The following is a 20,447-nucleotide window of genomic DNA, read 5'->3' on the forward strand; positions in this document are numbered from 1 at the left end:
TGTCATGCACACAGCTTGTCGATGGTCCCTGCGTTCGACAAGACACCGGCGCGATCTCCTTCGAGCGCTTTTCCGTTCAAAGGTTGAAGCTCTCCACCACGACCACCGCCCCGGGCACGACGACTCTCCCGGAACGCGGACGGCCCTTGCGGGGGAACCACGTGGGTTCCCCCGCAAGGGCCGTAACAGGGGGTGCCACCCAGAGGGCGGCGCACCCCCGCCACCGGTTCAGCGGGGGCGTTCCGCCGCTACCGCAGACCGGGCAGGCGCAGCGGCTCCGACCAGTCCGTGGAGGGCGACCAAGCGCCACCGTGCGAGCCGGAGGAGCCGGAGCCGAAGGGGCCTGAGGGGCCCCAGCCGCCGGAGGACCCGGAGTGGCCCGGGTCGCGGTCGGTGGACCGGATCCCGACCGTGTAGGTCCGGGTGACCGCGCCGTCGGCCGACGTCACCTTGATCGTGCGGGTGGTGAACTTCGAGCCGGAGGACGAGAGGATCCTGCTGCCCTCGGTGACCTTCACCTTCGCGCCGGGCTGGCCCGGGACGGCGGTGACGGCGGGGGTCTTCGAGCCCTTCGCCACGTCCACCACGTACGTGGAGACCTTCGGGTCGAACCCGTCGATGGCCACGCCGCCGACCGTGATCGCGCTCGCGTCGGCGATCGCCGCACTGGTGGCGTCGGCGAAGTTGGTCACGGTGACCGAACCGTCCGCGTTGACGACCACCTGCGCGGCCATGGCGGCGGCCAGGTTGATCCGCTCCCAGCTCTCCCCGCCGTCACCGGTGAGGTCGAGCGGGTAGCCGGAGTCGGTGGCGGTCTGCTCGATGATCTGGGTGCGCTGTTCGGTGGTGAGCTCCGGGAAGGCGGTGATCAGCAGGGCCGCCGCGTCGGCGGGCGCCTGGAGCGCCTGGCCGGGCTTCCCCACCTGGGAGAAGCCGTAGCTCAGGCGGCGCGTGTACACGTCGACCTGCTGCGCGGTGCTCAGACCGGCGTACGCGTCACCCTCGCAGGCCGTGAGGGTGGTGCCGTATCCCTCCTTCTCGCAGGCGGCGAGCAGCACGTTCTCGATCTCGGTGTGGGCCTGGGCGAGCAGTTCCGCGAAGGCGGGGTCCGCCCAGCGGTGGGCGACGGTGGCCTGGGCGCTCATCCGGCCGCCCATGACGTCCAGCGGGTAGTGGAACCCGAGGATGACGCGGTTGTTGCCGTACTCCGAGGTGCGGGCGAGGATCGACGGCGCCAGCTCCGGCAGGAGGGTGGCGAGGACGGTCCCGGCCTCGTAGCCGCCGTAGGTGTGGCCGCTGGGGTAGGAGCCGCTGGTGGCCAGGCCGCCGTACGAACCGTCCTGCGACTCGTAGATCTCGCCGCCGTCACCGACGAACCCGAGTCGCACGTAAGGGCGTTGGTAGGCGTAGAAGTTCTTCGTCGGGTCCACCTCGTCGAGTTGCGAGGAGACACGGGAGAACAGGGCGCTGGTCTTGGGCAGTCGGCCGTCGTTCAGGGCGTCGGCGTAGAGCGTGCCGAGCCGGGAGCCGAGGCCGTCGGCCATCGTGGCGGTGGCGCTGTGCGTCGCGTCGACCTCGGCGCGGTCCACCTCCTTCTGGGTCGCCGCGTTGTTGATGGCGACGGCGATCCGGTCGTTCTCGGCGGTGAGCGGGGCACCGGCGGGCACCTTGGCGTTGGCGCCGCGGATGCCGGTGGGGAGGCCGGCGAAGCCGTCGAGCAGATCGCGGAAGTAATCGCTTCCGTCGCCGGTCGTCGGCCACTCGTCCGACGGGTAGCTCGCGTCGAGCGTGGCCGCCGGGAAGGCGGACGGCTCGTAGGGGGCGGTCGCCGGAGCGGTGGGGGTAGCGGCCGGGTCGGCGGAGGTGCCGGCCAGGGTCACGGCGGTCACCGTGGCGGTCTGCGCCTTCGCCGTGCCGTCCGTGGTGAGCAGCGCGGTGTCCGCCGTGGCGGGGAGCTGCGCGGTGGTGCCGTCGCCGAGGCGGACGGTGTAGCCGACGATGGGGAATCCACCGTCGGCGGCGGGATGCCAGGTCACCCGGGTGTGCTTGCCGTGGGTGACCACGCCGGTGACGGCGGGCTTCTGCGGCTTGCCGCCCGCGGTCACCACCGGGGCGGTGGCGTCGCTGGGGCGCGAGGTGCCGTACGCGTTCACCGCGCGGACCCGCGCGGTGTACGACCGGCCGGACGGCAGCCCGGTGAAGACGGTGCTCCGGCTGTCCGGGTCGGCGATGTCGGCCCGGTGGCCGTCGTCGAGGGTGACGGTCCAGCCGGTGACGGGCGAGCCGCCGTCGTCCGCGGGGGCGGACCAGGCGACGGTGACGCTGCTGCCGGAAGAGCTCGCCGAGACCGCGTCGGGCGCGGCCGGCGCCGACGTGGGCTTCGCGCGGAGTCCCGAGACGGCGTCGCGGAGCGCGCCGTACCGTGCGGTGAGCGTCGCGTCCGTGGCGGTGGTGTCGGCCACGGCCGTCTTCGCCGCGGCGAGCGCGCGCGTGAACGCCGTCCAGGAGGCGTCGGTGTAGCGCGTGTTCTCCAGGGCCGAGGCGGTCGCGACCAGGTCCTCCAGGGTGAGCCTCGCGAGCGGGATCAGCTGGTTCGCGGCGAGGGTGAGGCTGCGGGTACGGGTGTCGACCTCCAGCTGGGTCGCGTCGTCGGCGTCCACCAAGGCGCGGGCCGCGTCGAGTTCACGCCGGTACACGCCGAAGTCGATCGTGTCGTACCGGTCCGCCTGACCGGCGAGTCCCTCGTACCGCTCGATCGCCGTGCGCAGCGCGGACGGGTCCGTCGCGACGGGGGTGTCGACGTGGTCGAAGGTGATCCGGCCCAGGTTCGCCACGTACGGGTGCGCGGAATCCGCGGTGGTCACCAGGCGCAGGTGGAGGCCGTGGGTGCCGGTGATGCCCTCGGGCAGTGTGAGGCTCGTCGTGCCCCCCGACGACCAGGCGCTCCCGGTGACGGGCAGCGGGACGGTGGCGTACGGGGTGCCGGGGGCGGCGGGGTCGAAGGCGTCCAGGTAGATCTGGACGGCCGAACCGGTGCCGCACCGGGCGGAGTTGTTGGCGTAGGTGATGGTGACGGTGTTCTTCGCCGAGGAGCCGAAGGCGATGTCCCCGTAGTCGAGCCAGGCGCCGTCGTAGGTGCCGCCGAGGTCCGTGGTGGACCCGGCGCCGCTCCAGCCGACGGCTTCGCTCTTGAGGCCGCCGCCGCTGTGGGAGCGGAAGGCGGTGGCGTCGACCGCCACGGGGGCGGCGGCGTCCTGCGCCAGGGTCAGCGAGTAGACGTTGGCCACGTAGGGCTGGGCGGACGTCTGAGTGGTGGAGGCGAAGACCGCGTACACGTCCTGGACGCCCTTGAAGACGGCCGGGTCGAGGCGGACGGTGGTGGTGGCGAGGGTGCCCCAGCCCGAACCGGTGTAGTCGAGCGGGATGTCGGCGGCCTTCGGGCCGTCCGCCGCGCCGAGGCGCAGCTCGATGTGCGAGTCGGACGCGGAGCGCGTCTGCGGCTTGTCGTAGCTGACGGCGACGGTGTCCGCGCCGGTGTCGAGGCCGGTGCCCTTCCACGCCGCCCAGGCGCCGTTCGTCACGTTCTCGAAGATGCCGGACGAGGTCTTGAGCGGGAGCGAACCTCCGCCGGTGGACGTGGCGTTGACGGCGGTGAGCGCGGCGAGCGTGGTCGAGGAGGACGCGGTGACCGGGTACGGCGAGAACTGGTACCAGTCGAAGTTCGACACCCACTGCTGTCCGGCCGGGGCGTGGAACACGAAGGTCGCGCTCTTGGCGGTCAGCAGGGCGTCCGGGTCGGTGACGGTCGCCCGGACCGTGGACCAGTACTGCCAGCCGCCGGTTCCGGGGAGCTGGGCGGTGGCGACGACGGGGCCGTCGGCTCCGCCCGCGTGGACGTCGACGCTGCTCGGCTTGGCCGTGGTGGCCTGGGAGTTGGCGTAGCGGACCGAGAGGCTGCGCGGGGCGACACCGCCGAAGTCCAGCTCGGCGTAGCGCTCCCACGAGCCCTCGGACACGCCGCCGAGGTTGCCGTCGGAGTTGTTGCGCTCGCTGACGAGGCTCGCGCCCTCCTTCTCGTCGGGGGACTCGGCCTGGAGGACCGCGTAGCCGCCCTCGTCGATGGTGAGGGTGGTGACGGCGGAGCGCAGCGCGTCCTCGGCGGCCATGAGCGTGCCGGTCGTGGAGGCGGGGTCCGCGAGGACGGTCCTGGCGCGCTCCAGCGCCGAACGGAAGAGGTTCCAGGAGCCGTCGGAGTAGTTGCCCGCGCGCACCGGGGACGCCTGGTCGGCCAGTGCGCCCAGGGTCGTACGGTGCACCGCGGCGGCGGAGACGGTGAGCGGGTCGGTCGGGGAGATCCCGGTGCCGCGCACGGTGGACGCCTTCACGCCGTGGGCGAAGGCCGCGTCCTGGAAGGTGATGCCGAGCCGCGCGTCGACCTCGGTGGTGCCCTTGAGGGAGAGCGTCGCGGTGTGCGGGTCGGTGACCTTGAGGTCGGCGGTGACGCCGCCCGGCAGGCCGGTGACGGTCGCCGCCCCGCTCCTGGTCAGGCTGGTGCCCTTGCGGTCGGTGAACGCGGCGGGTCCGGTGAGGGTGAGCCGCACGCTGCCGTCGACGGTGCCGTCCGCCTTGGTCGCGAGGGTGGCCGGGGCGGCGGACACGACGGTGTCGCCCTTGCCCGGGGCCGTACCGGAACCGGTGTCACCGGCGTCGGTGTCCAGCGAGTACGCGGGCTCGGTGGCGGTGCCCCACTTCGAGGGCTTGGCGCCCATGGTGAAGTCGAGGGTGCCGCCCGCGATGATCTGCGCGTAGTCCAGCCAGGTGTTGTCGAACTTCTTGCCGTTGAACTTGGCGCTCTGCACGTAGTAGCTGCTCGGCGAGACGCCGTTCGCCTTCACGGTGAACGTGGCGCCGTTGGCGTAGGTGATCGTCGTGGAGTCGAAGAATGGGCTGCCGATCTGGAACTGGCTGGAGCCCGCCGTCACCGGGAACAGTCCCAGGGCGGCGCCGACGAACATGGTCGACATGGTGCCCGCGTCGTTGTCCATGGTCGGCAGGAAGCCGTGCGGCGACAGCTTGTAGACCTGGGTCTTCACCGGCGGGGTGAACTGGCCGCCGCCGCTGGGCGCTTCGTTGGTGGAGCCGGTCGCGATGTACCGGTTCCAGGTGGTGCCGGTGTAGATGGAGCGCACCCACTTCTGCGTCAGGCTCGGCTCGCCGACGTAGTTGAAGAGGTACGGGGCCTGGAGATCGATCTCGTTGGCGTTGGAGTGCAGCATGGTCGACCCGTCGTCGGCGGAGGAGTCCTCGCCGAACATGTGCTCCACGGCGGCCCTGCCCGCCTTGTCGCCGCCCATGGCCTCGATGAGGCCGCCCATGTCGTACGCGTCGTACCAGTGGTACTGCCAGAGCGTGCCCTGGTAGAGACCGGCCTCCTCGAACTTCTCGTAGTCGGCGGCCTGCCAGTCGCCGTTCGCGGCGCGCGGGGTGAGCAGACCGACCTCGGTGCCGTCGGGGGCCTTCCAGGCACCGGACTTCACCAGGTTGTCGATCGCCATGGTCGACTGCTCGCGCAGCTTCACCGCGTCGTCCGTCCGGCCGAGCGCACCGGCGATGACGGAGAGCGCCCACTGGTCGTAGCCGCGTTGCACGGTCGTGCCGGGGTCCCCGGTGACATACCCCTGTCGCAGCTGCGCGCCCGTGTAGTACCCGGCGTACGCCATGAGCGCCGGGTACGCCTCGTCGAGCCGGTCGAAGTTCTTGAACCCCTTCGACAGCGCGTCGGCGACCAGCACCGCCGAGCGCTCCCAGCGCACGGTCGGCACCGAGTGGGTGAGGCTGCCGAGGCTCTTGCCGGTGGCGCGGGTGTCGGCGAAGAGCTCGATCAGCGACTGCACCATGTCCCGGTAGGTGGCCGGGTCGATGTACGCCTCGACGGAGTACTTGCGGAAGTCGTCCCAGGTGGACCAACCGTCGTAGTACGTGAAGCCGTTGGCCTTGTGCACCGCGCCGTCGGCGCCGCGGTACGTACCGCTGGTGCTGGTGGCGTTCACGGGCAGCGCGTACATGCGGTACAGGTGGGTGTAGAACTCCTTGGTCAGCGTGGAGCCCGGGTCGGACTTCTCCGAGGCCTTCACGGCGACCGCGCCCAGGGCGCTGTTCCAGGCCGCCTTCGTCCGCTCGCGCGCCTGGTCGAAGGTGAGGCCGCCGACCTCGGCCGCCTGGTCGGTCGCGGCCTGTCCGGCGCTGATCGGCGAGAGCGTGACGCGCAGCTCGATGTCGTCGCCGTGCGCCGCGTCGAACCCGAGCACGGCGCCCGTGTCGGTGCCGTCCCGCTCGGTCGCGTCGCTCAGCTTGCCGTCGCCGCCCCAGCTCTTCAGCGAGGTGACGGGGACGTTCGTGGTGGCGGCGTAGTACATCTGGTACGAGGCGCCGTTGAACGACCCCGCGACGAGCCCGGTGATCGACGTGGTCCCGTCCGGGAGGGTCGTCGCCTTCAGGGTCGAACGGGTGCGGCTGGTGAAGTTGTTCGCCAGGTCGAGCACGAGCTCGGGCTGCGCACCGGCCGGGAAGCTGTACCGCTCCAGCGCCGTGCGCGTGGTCGCGGCCATCTCGGCCTTGATGGTGCCCGGCCCCTGCTGCACGGAGGAGGCAGTGCCGGAGAGCGCGCCGAGCCCCACCTCGTACGAGCCGGGGCTCGCGGACTCGTCGTCGTGGCTGTACGCGTGGGCGTACGTGCTCGTCGCGGGGCGGCTGTCGTACCGCACCGAGGTCGGCACGACGAGCAGGTCTCCCCCGCCGCCCGAGCCGCCGACCCCGTCGAGGTTGGTCGCGGTGAACCCGGCGATGTGGTCCTCGTCGTAGTCGTACCCGGGGTGGTTCCGGTTCGGCGTGGTCAGCGGGTTGACCTTGGCCAGGCCGTGCGGCGCCTGCGCGCCCGGCAGGTCGTTGCCGTCGTCACCCGCGGTCGACACGAACGGGTCGACGAGCGCGGTGTAATCCGTTCCGGCGGTGCCGGACGCGCTCGCACCGGGCGCGGCGACGGCCAGGCCGCCGCCCGCCAGCGCGGCGGCGCCGAGCGCCCCGGTGAGCAGGACGGCGACGGCCGCGCGCAGGGGCCGGCGACCGGCGGGGGCCGCTCCCGCGCGTATCGCGGGAGGCAAGGGGGGATGGGATCTGATGGACACGGGACCTCTCAGGCGTCGCACTGCGTCGCACGGTTCGGCCTCACCAGAAGACAACGTTGTCAGCCCACGACACCGGGCGTGCAACCCAGAAACAGCAGGACGGAAGTGAACACCGCGATCATCCCTGCCGCGTTCACGACCGTCCACCATCAGACACGGAGAAAACGTACGAGGGGCAAACAATTCCCGCCCGGCAGGTGGCCTGGCCCGGCGCGCGCACCGGTCGCGGGGCCCGGCCGGTCCCGCGCCCGGGAGGGAATGCGTGGCATGCACGCGATCAGCTGTGTACGGTGAGCCTCTTCGGACGCGGACGCGGAAGTGGAAGTGGATACGGGGGACTTGGCGTCATGACGCACGAGACGGGCGGGTCGAGCCCGCACCCGCCGATGCCCGCACAGCCGCCGCGGCCGGCACCGCAGGAGTCGCCGGGGCCCGCACCGCAGGAGCCTCCCCGGGCCGCACCGCCGGAGCCGCCCCGGCCCGATCACGCCCCGCCGAAGTGGTCCTGGTGGGTCGTCGGCATTCTGGTGCCCGTCCTCGGCCTGATCGTCACGCTGATCGTCCAGACGGGGAACAGCACGTCCCGCGACCCGCTCGCGCCGCCGTCGGCGGCGTCCCGGGACTCGGCGGAGTCGGCGACCCCGGCCGGATCCGGGACGTCGGAGACCACCGACCCGGACGGGACGCCCGCCGACGACGACACCCTGACGTCCCCTTCGCCGTCGCCCTCGGAAGCGTCCCCCTCGGAGCCGTCGCCCTCGGAGCCGTCGACGAAGATCCTCAGGACCGGGGACTTCACGCTCGCCGAAGGGAACAGCGCCGACCTCGAACACGGCACGGTCGGGGCGTCGGTGGAGAGCCCCGACATGGCGTGGAGCGGCGGCGGCTCGTTCTCGGTCCTGAACGGCCGCGTGGCCGAACCCTCCCAGGGCGCCACTCCGAGGGTGTGCGCCGACATGCTCCTCACCTTCCCGCACGTCACGGCGGAAATGAACTACGGCCTGGAGGGGACCTGGTACTGCATGCCGACCAGCGCGAACCACCTGGCGGCCGTCGCGTGGCTGGGCCGGGGGCACGACGGGATGCGGTTCCACTACATCGTCTGGGACACCCCCGCGCCCTCCGACGACGAGTAGCACGACGAGCAGCACGACGACCGCCGGCCGGACGGCGAGCGCGGGCCCGCACGCCCCCGACGTCCCGTCACGCGCCCGCGGCCAGCTCCTCCACCGCCGCCAGCACCAGGTCCGCGTGGCTCGCCGGGTCCGCCACCGGGTGCAGCAGCGCGCGCACCCGGCCGGTCCGGTCGAGGACGACCCCGGCCCGTGCGAACAGTGTGCGCTCCCCCACCCGCACCTCGGGCACGCCCAGGGAGCGGCCGAGCGTCAGCCCGGGGTCGCCGACGAGCGGGTATCCCAGCTCGCGCCGGGCCGCGAACTCGGCCAGGTGGCCCGGGGCGTGGGCGCTGACGCCGAGGACCCGGACGTCGGCGCGGGCGAACCGGGCGGCCTGGTCGCGTACCGAGCAGAGGCCGGTGGTGCAGCCGGCCAGCTCGGGCAGCACCTCGCCGATACCGGGCTCGGTGATGAAGAACAGAGCGGTCCAGCGGTGCTCCCCGGACGGAACGGCGACCGGGCCCTCGGTGGTCTCGACGGTGCCCTGCATGGGATCCCTCGCTTCGGGAGTTGGCGTACCGGCGGAGTCCGATCATCGCACCGCCTCGCCCGGGCCCCCGCGAAAGCTCCGCTCGACGGACGCGGCCGGTCGCGCGCATGCTGGAGGGGTGCGGTACGGAGCGAGTCCCCGTACCGCACCCGCGCGCCGGCGCGTGGACCCTTCTACTGCCCGGCCGCGTTGAGCAGGTCGAGGACGCTCTGCTGGCAGCCGTAGTCGCTGGTGCCCGAGCCCCCGTTCCAGTGCGGGCCGTACTGGTCGAGCGCGTTGCGGTCCTTGGTGTAGGCCGCGTCGGCCCAGCGGTCGAGGGCCGCCGCGTACGGGTGGTCGCCCAGCTGGGCGTCGAGCCTGCCGAGGCCGCGCGCGTACGCGCCCTTGAAGGACGGGCCGTCGCCGGAGCACTCGTCGCCCTCGCCGGGCTCCCGCAGCACCCCGTCGGTCTGGAGCCGGACGGTGGACGCGTCCGCGAGGGTGCGTGCGGTGGTCAGCAGCGCGGAGTCACCGGTGGCCCGGTACAGCTCGGTCAGACCGCCGAGCACCACGCCCTGGTTGTACGTCCAGGTGGGCTGGCCGTTGTTGGCGCAGGCGTCGGTGAGCCCGTCGTTGATCATGTGGTCGCCGTTGATCATCCCGCTTCCCTGGAACCACGCCCACTCGGCCTTCGCCCGGCCGAGGTAGACCGTGTCGCCCGGAAGGCGGTTGTGCAGCGCCGCGTTGAGCTGGAGGAAGAGCTCGTTGGTGATGGCGTTCTTGTACGTCATCGTCCGGTTCCACAACACCCCGCCGCCGCAGGTCCCGTTCCAGTAGGCCTGCATGTGATCGGCGTCGGTGCGCGCGGTGTTGAGGTACCGGCTGTCGCCCGTCGCGTCGTAGGCGGCGACCCAGGCCAGGCCCCACCAGCCGGTGTCGTCCAGGTAGTCGTTGCGGAAGCTGCCGCCCTGGGCGTTGATGTTCTTGTCGTAGGTGGAGGCGATGGCGTACTGGTAGCTCGGCATGCCGCTGAGGCGCGCGTTGTCGAGCACGGCGGTGAGCGCGTTGGCGGCGGTCCACCAGCCGTTGCCGCCGAAGAGGCCGGTGCCCCGGTCGTACGACATCATCAGCGCGGTCGCGGCGGCGGTGGAGCGGCTCCAGGCGTTCCAGTTCACCCGCGCCCAGCCGGTGCAGGTGATCTCGGGGCGGTCTCCGGCCTTGCCGCAGGCGCGCAGGGCGCCGACACCGGCGGTGTTCCAGTCGTCGACGTTGTACATCTGGGTGCGCCAGCCGGTCGAACCCGCGGGGACGGTCGTGTCGCCCAGCTTGCTCCCGGTGGCCCAGCTCCGGCCGCCGTCGAAGGAGCGGTCGATCCAGACCTCGTCCCCGGGCGAACCGCCCTCGATCGAGGCCCAGCCCATGACATCGTTGTCCGAGAGGTGCAGCCGGACGCTGCGCCCGTACAGCACGCTGCTGACCGGCGTCCGGTCCGAGGTCGCGGTGGCGGGGTCGCGGGCGTCGCACTGCTTGTTGCAGATGGCCGCCTCGGCCGTGGTGGCCACGGATTCGGCGGCCCGCGCGGTCGCCGCCGGGAGGGCGGTGAGCAGCAGGCTCGCGAAGAGGGCGAGGACGGCCGGGCGCCGGCCTCTGCGGGGGTAAGGCATGCGGCAACTCCTTGCGGGTGGCGGGGGGACGCGCCGGCGGTCGGCCGGTCCGATCAGCCGACCGGATTACCAGGTTCATGTCAATACATCTGCACGGACGCCCCGGGGACCGGTGTGCGCCGACCACTCGTGCGGGTGACATGCCGCGTCCCCGCCCCGGCCCCGCCCGCCGGGCCGCGAGACTGGCCGGGCCCGTAAACGCACACCGAAGGATCGTCATGGCCGAAGAGCTGTACGCGACGTTGAAGACCGACCAGGGTGACATCGAGATCCGGCTGCTGCCGAACCACGCGCCCAAGACGGTGCGCAACTTCGTGGACCTCGCGACGGGCGAACGCCAGTGGATCGACCCGAACACCGGGCAGCCGAGCAACGCCCCGCTGTACGACGGGACGGTGTTCCACCGGGTCATCGAGGGCTTCATGATCCAGGGCGGCGACCCGCTGGGCAACGGCTCGGGCGGCCCCGGCTACAAGTTCGCCGACGAGTTCCACCCGGACCTGGCGTTCACCAAGCCCTACCTGCTGGCCATGGCGAACGCCGGTCCGGGCACCAACGGATCGCAGTTCTTCATCACCCTCGCCCCGACCACCTGGCTCACCGGCAAGCACACCATCTTCGGCGAGGTCGTCGGAGACGCGAGCAAGAAGGTCGTGGACGCCATCGGCACCACGGCGACCAACCCGCGCGACGACCGCCCGGTGCAGGACGTGGTCGTCGAGCGGGTCGTCGTCGAGACCCGCTGACCTCCTGACCTCCTGGCGTCCTGGCGTCCTGGCGTCCTGGCGTCCTACGGTGCGACCCCCAGGTGCCCCAGGACCGTGCGCGCGGCCCGCTCGACCGCGCGGCGGGCCGGGCCGGTGTGGTCGACCGCCTCGAAACCGTGGCGCGCACCGGGGACGGGGATGACCTCCAGCCGAAGCTCCGTCCCCTTGGCGGCGAGAAGGAAGTCCTCGACCGTGGCGTCGATCTCCGGCCCCTCCTTCTCCACCCGGCTCAGCACGAAGGGCAGCGGCCCGGCGGCGCGAACCGCCTCCACGGGGTTGAACCGCCCCGCCGTCCGGGGCCAGCTCGCCAGCGGGGCGAGGACCGGGTACGTCGCCGCGATGCAGCGCAGCCAGACCGGGGGCGCGACCAGCCACTCGGCGGAGAGCAGCGCGCCGCCGGAGAAGACCCAGAGGGCGACCCGGTCCGCGTCGACGCGTGGATCGGCGCGGACCTGCTCGACCACCTCGGCGAGGTCACCGGCGGCGGTGGCGAGGGCGCCGAGTCCGTACATCCGGTGGTCCAGCACCGCACCGACCACGCCCAAGTCGGCGGCGTACCTGCCGTATCCGACGTACGCGGGCCAGTCGCGGGGCGTGGGCCGGGCGTCGGCCGCGATCGGGCCGCCGTGGACGAACACGATCGCGGGGCGGGGGCCCTCGGCGTCGGGGAGGTAGAGGTCGACGCGGCCGTGCCGCTCCCGCTCGCGTTCGGGTACATCCAGCAGGAACGGCCCCAAGTGCGCGGGCGGACCGGCCGCCGGAGCCTCCACGCGGTGCCCCTCGCCGGCCACCGCGCGCCGCAGCACGTCCGCGAGTTCGACGGGGGCGGAGAGCATCGGCCAGTGACCGGTGGGGAGTTCGAAGAGGGTGACACCGGGCCGGGTGAGCGCCTGGACGCGCGGCTCCCCCATCCCGACCAGGGATTCGACCAGTTCGATGGTCGAGCCGTTCGCCTTGCTGAGGAGGCCCGCGTACGGGATGGCGGCGGCGGCCCCGGTCGGGGGCAACGGCTGCACGAGCGTGGCCGCCGGGTGCGCGACCGCCCGCCGCGCCAGCAGCTCCACCGCCTCGTCGGACAGGTCGGCCGCGCCCGCCCGCGCCCGCCACTCCTCGGCGGTGGGCGGGGCGACCAGACCGGAACCCGTCCCCTCGGGCGGGGCCGTCACCGCCGCGATCGCCCGCTCGCGCACGGCGGGGTCCAGTTCGATGACGAGTGCGGGATCACCGTCCTGGGGCAGCCCGGCGTCCACGTTGACGATCCGGGTGACCCGCTCCGGGCGCAGGGCCGCCGCGCCGAGGACGGGCAGGATGCCGTAGTCGTGGCCGACGAGGACCACCTCGGTCTCCTCGGCGGGCACCGCGTCGACGATCCGCACCACGTCCTCGACGTGGGTGGTGAGTCCGGCCCCGGGCCCTTCCGGCTCCGCCCCCTGGCCCAGCCCGGTGAGGGTGACCGGGACCGCCGTGTCACCCGCCTCGCCCAACGCCTGCGCCACCCGGTCCCAGATCCAGCCCCCGGTGAACGTGCCGGGCACCAACAGGAAAGCCGTCATCGGCCGCCTCCGCCTCCTCCTACCGCACGGACCGGGACACGCACGCGCGGAACGCGCCCCCGTACTCGCTCAACTCCCTTGTCACGCCACTGAGTTCCCGTACGCGTCGGGAATCACCCGACCGTGGCCGGACATCCCCCGTACGGCCGGTCCAGCTCCCCCCCAGGACCGCGTCTCGACGTACGTCACCACGACGATCCGGCCCTCGGGGTACCGCGCCAGGTCGACGAGGTCGACCCGCTCCTCGACGTGCACCCGGTACGCGGGGGCGTCGTCGGGCGCCACCGTGAGGTCGAACCGCACCGGCACGTCGGCGAACTCCCCGGCCGTGACCCGCCGGTGCTCGATCCGGGCGAGCGCGACCCGGGTCGCCGGGACGCCCCGCCGCCGCACGCGCGCGGGCACCGCCACCAGCAGCACCGCCGCCACCAGCCCGCCGAGACCGCCGAGACCGCCGAGACCGCCGAGACCGCCGCCGAACAGCGCCCCGTCCTTCAGCGTCACGCCGACGGCCAAGGCGGTCAGCACACCGCCGACCAGGGCGCTGAGCGCGAGCCCGGCCAGCAGGGAGAGAAGCCGCCGGGGCCGCCGGGCGCCTCGGACGTGCGGACGTTTCCCCCGTCGTCACCATGGCCGCGATTGTCCACGGCCCGGGTGACGCCGGGGAGACGTCCGAAGAAACCCCGCGGGTTCCGCCGTACCGGCGTCCGGGTGAAACCGACGGGCTCCCGGCGCCGGACACGGGTGGCGGCGGGCCGGATCGGCATCGTGGCCTCCACCCGCCCCGTCCCGGCCGGCACCTTCCCGCCCGGCACCGCACCACTGGACCCCGCCCCGTCGCACCCCCCAGGAGGACTCCATGCTCGGCACCGACTTCCGTACCGGATCGCCCAACTGGCTCGACCTCGGCAGCCCCGACACCCGGGCCGCCGCCGCCTTCTACCAGGCCGTCTTCGGCTGGGAGTTCGTCTCCGCCGGGCCCAAGACCGGCGGGTACGGGTTCTTCCGGACCGACGGGAAGACCGCCGCGGCCCTCGGCCCACTCACCGAGGAGGGGGCCACCTCCGCCTGGACGGTCCACTTCAGGACCGACGACATCGGGGCCACCGTGCAGGCGGTCCGGGACGGCGGCGGGAGCGTCCGGACGGAGCCCATGGACGTCATGGGCGAGGGGACACTGGCCCAGGTCACCGACGCGCAGGGCGCCGACTTCGCGCTCTGGCAGCCCGGCAGGACGGCCGGGCTGGAGATCGCCTCCGCCCCGAACAGCCTGATCTGGGTGGAGCTGCACGTGCCCGACCCGGTCGCCGACATCGCCTTCTACCAGGGCCTGTTCGGCTGGCGCACCCAGGACATGCCGGTGCCCGGGATGACGTACCGGGTGCTGAGCACCGAGGACGGCGACCTCCAGGACGCCACCTTCGGCGGGGCCGCTCCGGCGGACGACAGCAGCGGCGGCGAGCAGTCCCGCTGGGTGCCCTACTTCCACGTGCTGGACGTCGACGCCACCGTCGAGGCGACCCGGTCGCACGGCGGGACCGTGCTGATGCCGGCCGCCGACATGTCCGACGTCGGCCGGATGGCCTGGCTCGCGGACCCCTTCGGCGCCGTGTTCGCGCTGCTCAGGCCCGACCCCCGGATGTAGCGGACCCGAGGGGGCCGGGCGGGGGCCCGGCTCAGTCGTCCCCGCCCTCCAGCTCGCCCTCGGTCTCCAGGAAGACCTGGCGCAGCGCTTCGAGGACGGCCGGGTCGGGCTTCGCCCACATCCCGCGCGACTCGGCCTCCAGGAGGCGTTCGGCGATCCCGTGCAGCGCCCAGGGGTTGGCCTGCTGGAGGAACTCCCGGTTCTCCGGGTCGAGTACGTAGGTCTGGGTGAGCTTGTCGTACATCCAGTCGGCGACGACCCCGGTCGTGGCGTCGTAGCCGAACAAGTAGTCCACGGTGGCGGCGAGTTCGAAGGCGCCCTTGTAGCCGTGGCGGCGCATCGCCTCGATCCAGCGGGGGTTGACCACGCGGGCGCGGAAGACCCGCGAGGTCTCCTCGACCAGGGTGCGGGTGCGGACGGTCTCGGGGCGGGTGGAGTCGCCGATGTACGCCTCCGGGGCGGTGCCCTTCAGCGCGCGCACGGCCGCCACCATGCCGCCGTGGTACTGGAAGTAGTCGTCCGAGTCCGCGATGTCGTGCTCGCGGGTGTCGGTGTTCTTCGCGGCGACCTCGATGCGCCGGTACGCGGTCTCCATCTCCTCGCGGGCCGGGCGCCCGTCGAGTTCGCGCCCGTAGGCGTAGCCGCCCCACACGGTGTAGACCTCGGCGAGGTCGGCGTCGGTGCGCCAGTCGCGGGAGTCGATGAGCTGGAGGAGCCCGGCGCCGTACGTCCCCGGGCGCGAGCCGAAGATACGGGTGGTGGCCCGGCGTTCGTCGCCGTGCTCGGCGAGGTCGGCCTGGGCGTGGGCGCGGACGAAGTTGTGCTCGGCCGGTTCGTCGAGCGAGGCGGCGAGCCGTACGGCGTCGTCCAGCAGGCCCACCGTGTGCGGGAAGGCGTCCCGGAAGAAGCCGGAGATGCGGAGCGTGACGTCGATGCGGGGGCGGCCCAGCTCCTCGTACCCGATGGGCTCCAGGCCGGTCACGCGGCGCGAGGCGTCGTCCCAGACCGGGCGGATGCCGAGCAGCGCGAAGGCTTCGGCGATGTCGTCGCCCGCCGTGCGCATGGCGCTGGTGCCCCAGAGCGAGAGGCCGACGGAGGAGGGCCAGTCGCCGTTGTCGGTGCGGTAGCGGGTCAGCAGCGAGTCGGCGAGGGCCTGGCCGGTCTCCCAGGCGAGCTTGGAGGGGACGGCCTTCGGGTCGACGGAGTAGAAGTTGCGGCCGGTCGGCAGCACGTTGACGAGCCCGCGCAGCGGGGAGCCGGAGGGCCCGGCGGGCACGAAACCGCCGTTCAACGCGTGGACGGTGTGAGTGAGTTCATCGGTGGTGGCGGCGAGGCGCGGCACCACCTCGGTGGCGGCGAAGGTGAGGATGTCGGCGACGGCGGACGGCAGCCCGGCGGCGACGTCCGCGACGGCGGCCGGGTCCCAGCCGGCGTCCTCCATCGCCTGGACCAGGGCGCGGGCCCGCTCCTCGATCTCGTCGGCGGCGGTGCGGGTGGCGGCCGACTCGTCCAGGCCGAGCGCCTCGCGCAGCCCGGGGAGCGAGGCCGTGCCGCCCCAGATCTGGCGGGCCCGGAGCACCGCGAGGACGAGGTTGACCCGGTCGTTCCCCGCCGGGGGGTTGCCGAGCACGTGCAGGCCGTCGCGGATCTGGACGTCCTTGATCTCACAGAGCCAGCCGTCGAGATGCATGATGAACTCGTCGAAGCCCTCGTCCTCGGGCCGGTCGTCGAGCCCGAGGTCGTGGTCGAGCTTCGCGGCCTGGATGAGGGTCCAGATCTGGGCCCGGATCGCGGGCAGCTTCGCCGGGTCCATCGCGGCGATCTGGGCGTGCTCGTCGAGGAGTTGCTCCAGTCGCGCGATGTCGCCGTAGCTGTCGGCGCGGGCCATCGGCGGCACCAGGTGGTCCACCAGCGTGGCGTGCACACGCCGCTTGGCCTGGGTGCCCTCGCCCGGGTCGTTGACGAGGAACGGGTAGACCAGCGGCAGGTCGCCGAGGGCCGCGTCGGGTCCGCAGGCGGCGGAGAGCCCGGCGTTCTTGCCGGGCAGCCACTCCAGGTTGCCGTGCTTGCCGAGGTGGACCATCGCGTCGGCGCCGAAACCGCCGTCCTCGGCGGGGGCGGCGATCCAGCGGTAGGCGGCCAGGTAGTGGTGCGAGGGCGGCAGATCGGGGTCGTGGTAGATCGCGATCGGGTTCTCGCCGAAACCGCGCGGCGGCTGGATGAGGATCAGCAGATTGCCGCGCCGCAGCGCCGCGAGGACGATGTCGCCCTCCGGGTTCGCCGACCGGTCCACGAACATCTCGCCGGGCGCCGGACCCCAGTGCTCCTCCACCGCCGTACGCAGCTCGGCGGGGAGCGTCGCGAACCAGCGGCGGTAGTCGGCCGCCGGGATACGGACCGGGTTGGCGGCCAACTGCTCCTCGGTCAGCCACTCCTGGTCGTGGCCGCCCGCCTCGATCAGCGCGTGGATCAGTTCGTCGCCGTCGCCGGAGACCAGCCCCGGGATCTCGTCCTCGGGCCCGAAGTCGTACCCCTCGGCGCGCAGCCGCCGCAGCAGGGCGACGGCGCTCGCGGGGGTGTCCAGGCCGACCGCGTTGCCGATGCGGGAGTGCTTGGTCGGGTAGGCGGAGAGCACCAGGGCGATCCGCTTCGCCGCGTTCGGGATGTGCCGCAGGCGGGCGTGCCGGACGGCGATCCCGGCGACCCGGGCGGCCCGCTCGGGGTCCGGGACGTACGCGGGCAGGCCGTCCGCGTCGATCTCCTTGAAGGAGAACGGCACCGTGATCAGCCGCCCGTCGAACTCCGGCACCGCGATCTGGGTGGCCGCGTCCAGCGGGGAGACGCCCTCGTCGTTCTCCTCCCACGCGGCGCGCGAGCCGGTCAGGCAGAGCGCCTGGAGGATCGGTACGTCGAGCCCGGTCAGCGCGCCCGCGTCCCAGGACTCGTCGTCGCCGCCCGCCGACGCCTCGGCGGGACGGGTGCCGCCCGCCGCGAGGACGGTGGTCACGATCGCGTCGGCCGCGCGCAGGGCGTCGATCAGCCCGGGTTCGGGGGTACGGAGCGAGGCCACGTACAGCGGCAGCGCGCGGGCCCCGGCATCCTCCACCGCGGCGCAGAGCGCGTCCACGAACGCGGTGTTGCCGCTCATGTGGTGGGCGCGGTAGTAGAGCACCGCCACCGTGGGCGCGGCCTCGGGGAGGGCGCGGACGGTCCGCTCCAGCGGGCCCCAGGCGGGAGCCGGGGCGGGCGGCTCGAAGCCGTGGCCGGTGAGCAGCACGGTGTCGGAGAGGAACCGGGCCAGCTGGCCGAGGTTGTCGGGGCCGCCGTGCGCGAGGTAGGCGTGGGCCTCGGCGGCGATGCCGATCGGGACGGTGGACGCGGCCATCAGCTGGGCGTCGGGGGCCTGTTCGCCGGTGAGGACGACGACCGGCAGGCCGGCGGCCCGGACCTGGTCGAGCCCTTCCTCCCAGGCGCGCACCCCGCCGAGGAGGCGGACCACGACGAGTCCGGCGCCGTCGAGCAGCGCCGGGAGCCGGTCGAGCGGGAGGCGGGAGGGGTTGGCGTACCGGTAGCGGACCGGGCCCTCGCAGGCGCGGGCGCTCAGCAGGTCGGTGTCGGAGGTCGACAGGAGCAGGATCATGCCGAGTCAGCCCTTCCCCGGGGTGTCCACGCCCCGGGCGGTGTCGGACGGCGGGAGTTCCTGACTCGTACGCCCGTGCGAACGGGGCGTACTCACAGTGGCGGGACCGCGCCGGAATCTCACCGGGCTTCCTCCCATGGCGCCGTCTGGCGTCGGCGGACCGAATGGTCCACCGCGAGCATCCTAAGGGCCCGGCCTCCGGCGCGGCAGGGGGCCTCCGGGGGGCGGCACAGGTCACATCCGCGCGCCGGTGACCTCCACGGGGACGTGGGTATGCTCGCCGCCATGTCCGCAACCGCCGATTCGCCCGGTTCCCCCGTGGCCGCCGTCGCCCGGAAGAGCGGCGGCGACGCCTGTCCGGGGACGCTGCGGCTGCACCGGGCGGACGACGGCGCGCTGGCCCGGGTACGGATACCCGGCGGGGTGCTGACCGCCGCTCAGGCACGCACCCTGCTCGCCGTCGCCGACCGGCTCGGCGACGGCGAACTCCACCTCACCTCACGCGGCAACCTCCAACTCCGGGGCCTGGACGCCGAGTGCGGCGGCGAACTCGCCGAACTCCTGCGCGCGGCAAGCCTGTTGCCCTCCGACCGACACGAGCGCGCACGGAACGTCGTCGCCTCCCCGCTCTCCGGTATCGACACCTCCGGGCGTCCCGAAATACGCTCCTGGCTCACCGAGTTGGACGCGCTGCTCTGCGGCAGCGAGCGGGCCGCCGCGCTCTCAGGCCGCTTCCTCTTCGCCCTCGACGACGGGCGCGGCGACGTGGACGCGCTGGACGCCGACCTCACCCTGATCGCGGTCGACGGCGCACGGGCGCTCCTGCGGACCGGCCCCGGCGGCCCCCTCCTCCCCGTCCCCTTCGACGCGGCCCCGCGCGCCGCGCTGCTCGCCGCCGAGGCCTTCCTCGACCTGGCCGCCGACCCGGGCGTCTGGCGGATCTCCGCCCTCCCCGACGCCGCCCGCGCCGCCCTCCCCGCCGAGGCCGCCCGCCGCGCGGGGCTCGTACCGCCCGGCGAGGACCCGCCCGCCGCACCGCCCCGGCCTACGGCCCCGGCCCCCGCTCCCGGCACCGTGGCCGGACCCGGCGGCGCGGTCGCGCTGCACCTCGGCGTGCCGATGGGGCGGCTGACCGGGACGCGGTGGCGGGCGCTCGTGGAGACCGCCGAGCGCCTCGGCTCCGGCGAACTGCGCTGCACCCCGTGGCGCGGGGTCGTCGTGCCGGGCCTGGCCGCCGAAGCCGCCCCGGCGGCCCTGGACGTACTCGCCGGAGCCGGTCTGGTGACCGGGCCCGGCTCGCCGTGGGCCGGGGTCGGCGCCTGCGTCGGGCGCCCAGGCTGCGCGAAGTCGCTGGCCGACGTGCGGGCCGAGGCGGAGGCCGCGCTCGGGCCGGCCGGGCGGCTGCCCGTGTACTGGTCCGGGTGCGAGCGCCGCTGCGGCCACCCGCACGGGGAGTGGATCGACGTCGTCGCCACCCCTGCGGGCCACCGGATCGCGCGGGTGCGGGGAGAGTCGCGGGACGCCCCGGTGGCCGTCCCTGACGATCCGGCCGCGCTCGCCGCGGCGGTGGCGGCGGCCCGGGGCGCCCGCACCTGACCCGCCCGCGCCCCGAACACCCGCCCCACCTGCCCCACCCGACCCACCGAACCGACCACGCCCCGGCACACGACCGCCCGTGCCCGACCGAAGAAAGCGACAGCACTGTGCATCAGTACGAGAAGGACGGACCGGCGATCTACCGCCAGTCCTTCGCCACCATCCGCGCCGAGGCGGATCTCGCCGGTCTGCCCGCCGACGTCAGCCAGGTCGCGGTCCGGATGATCCACGCGTGCGGCATGGTCGACCTCGTACGCGACCTCGCCTTCTCCCCCACCGCCGTGGCCGACGCCCGCGCCGCGCTCCGCGCCGGGGCCCCGGTCCTGTGCGACGTGGCGATGGTCGCCAGCGGGGTCACCCGCAAGCGGCTGCCCGCCGACAACGAGGTCGTCTGCACCCTCTCGGACCCCTCGGTGCCCGAGCTGGCCCGGCAGTTGGGCACCACCCGCAGCGCCGCCGCGCTGGAGCTGTGGCGGGACCGGCTGGAGGGCTCGGTCGTCGCCATCGGCAACGCGCCCACCGCGCTCTTCCGGCTGCTGGAGATGATCGAGGAGGGCGCCCCGCTGCCCGCCGCCGTCATCGGCGTCCCGGTCGGCTTCATCGGCGCGGCCGAGTCCAAGGACGCCCTCGCGGCGCACGTCTCCGGGGTCCAGCACCTCGTGGTGCGCGGCCGTCGCGGCGGCAGCGCCCTGGCGGCGGCGGCCGTCAACGCCCTCGCGAGCGAGGAGGAGTGACCGGGACCGTCGCGGCGAAC

The 20,447-nt window shown here is 73.6% G+C and carries 11 protein-coding genes and 1 riboswitch; of the genes, 5 read left to right on the forward strand and 6 right to left on the reverse strand.

Features of this window, described 5'->3' with window-relative positions; translation table 11 throughout:
• Window positions 1–248 precede the first annotated feature (248 nt).
• On the reverse strand, window positions 249–7,160 hold the full coding sequence (locus ACFWEE_RS00360; RefSeq protein ID WP_386885068.1) for a glycoside hydrolase domain-containing protein: 6,912 nt from the start codon (window positions 7,158–7,160) through the stop codon (window positions 249–251).
• 371 nt (window positions 7,161–7,531) lie between these two features.
• Here ACFWEE_RS00360 and ACFWEE_RS00365 point away from each other — a divergent pair, with 371 nt between their 5' ends.
• Window positions 7,532–8,320: a hypothetical protein gene (locus ACFWEE_RS00365; protein WP_386885069.1), complete on the forward strand. Its 789-nt coding sequence runs from the start codon at window positions 7,532–7,534 to the stop codon at window positions 8,318–8,320.
• 67 nt (window positions 8,321–8,387) lie between these two features.
• Here ACFWEE_RS00365 and ACFWEE_RS00370 read toward each other — a convergent pair whose 3' ends face one another.
• Window positions 8,388–8,849, reverse strand: a complete 462-nt coding sequence (locus tag ACFWEE_RS00370; protein ID WP_386885071.1) for a redoxin domain-containing protein — start codon at window positions 8,847–8,849, stop codon at window positions 8,388–8,390.
• A 173-nt stretch (window positions 8,850–9,022) separates the two neighbouring features.
• Window positions 9,023–10,492 carry a glycoside hydrolase family 76 protein gene (locus ACFWEE_RS00375; RefSeq protein ID WP_386885073.1) on the reverse strand — a complete coding sequence of 490 codons (1,470 nt, stop codon included), beginning with the start codon at window positions 10,490–10,492 and terminating at the stop codon, window positions 9,023–9,025.
• 218 nt (window positions 10,493–10,710) lie between these two features.
• Between ACFWEE_RS00375 and ACFWEE_RS00380 the strand changes: the two genes are divergently transcribed.
• Window positions 10,711–11,238, forward strand: a complete 528-nt coding sequence (locus ACFWEE_RS00380; RefSeq protein ID WP_386885075.1) for a peptidylprolyl isomerase — start codon at window positions 10,711–10,713, stop codon at window positions 11,236–11,238.
• A 44-nt stretch (window positions 11,239–11,282) separates the two neighbouring features.
• On the opposite strand, the gene ACFWEE_RS00385 is transcribed toward ACFWEE_RS00380, so the two are convergent.
• Together ACFWEE_RS00385 and ACFWEE_RS00390 are read right to left on the reverse strand one after the other, a co-directional pair.
• On the reverse strand, window positions 11,283–12,812 hold the full coding sequence (locus tag ACFWEE_RS00385; protein ID WP_386885076.1) for an alpha/beta fold hydrolase: 1,530 nt from the start codon (window positions 12,810–12,812) through the stop codon (window positions 11,283–11,285).
• Between the two features lie 81 nt (window positions 12,813–12,893).
• A complete protein-coding gene (locus ACFWEE_RS00390; RefSeq protein ID WP_386885077.1) occupies window positions 12,894–13,340 on the reverse strand; it encodes a hypothetical protein in 447 nt (148 codons plus the stop codon).
• A 331-nt stretch (window positions 13,341–13,671) separates the two neighbouring features.
• Here ACFWEE_RS00390 and ACFWEE_RS00395 point away from each other — a divergent pair, with 331 nt between their 5' ends.
• The gene (locus ACFWEE_RS00395) at window positions 13,672–14,457 is read left to right on the forward strand and encodes a VOC family protein (RefSeq protein ID WP_386885079.1); all 786 of its coding nucleotides are present in this window, start codon (window positions 13,672–13,674) and stop codon (window positions 14,455–14,457) included.
• Window positions 14,458–14,488: 31 nt separating this feature from the next.
• On the opposite strand, the gene cobN is transcribed toward ACFWEE_RS00395, so the two are convergent.
• Entirely contained in the window at window positions 14,489–18,097 is a 3,609-nt protein-coding gene (gene cobN, locus ACFWEE_RS00400; protein ID WP_386885081.1) for a cobaltochelatase subunit CobN, read from the reverse strand.
• A 47-nt stretch (window positions 18,098–18,144) separates the two neighbouring features.
• Window positions 18,145–18,261, reverse strand: a riboswitch (cobalamin riboswitch).
• 109 nt (window positions 18,262–18,370) lie between these two features.
• Here cobN and cobG point away from each other — a divergent pair.
• Both cobG and ACFWEE_RS00410 read left to right on the forward strand, forming a co-directional pair.
• Window positions 18,371–19,693: a precorrin-3B synthase gene (gene cobG / locus ACFWEE_RS00405; RefSeq protein WP_386885082.1), complete on the forward strand. Its 1,323-nt coding sequence runs from the start codon at window positions 18,371–18,373 to the stop codon at window positions 19,691–19,693.
• Between the two features lie 107 nt (window positions 19,694–19,800).
• A complete protein-coding gene (locus tag ACFWEE_RS00410) occupies window positions 19,801–20,427 on the forward strand; it encodes a precorrin-8X methylmutase (RefSeq protein ID WP_386885084.1) in 627 nt (208 codons plus the stop codon).
• Window positions 20,428–20,447 lie beyond the last annotated feature (20 nt).

The organism is Streptomyces sp. NPDC060184, assembly GCF_042728795.1.
In the GTDB taxonomy this organism is placed as follows: Bacteria; Actinomycetota; Actinomycetes; order Streptomycetales; family Streptomycetaceae; genus Streptomyces.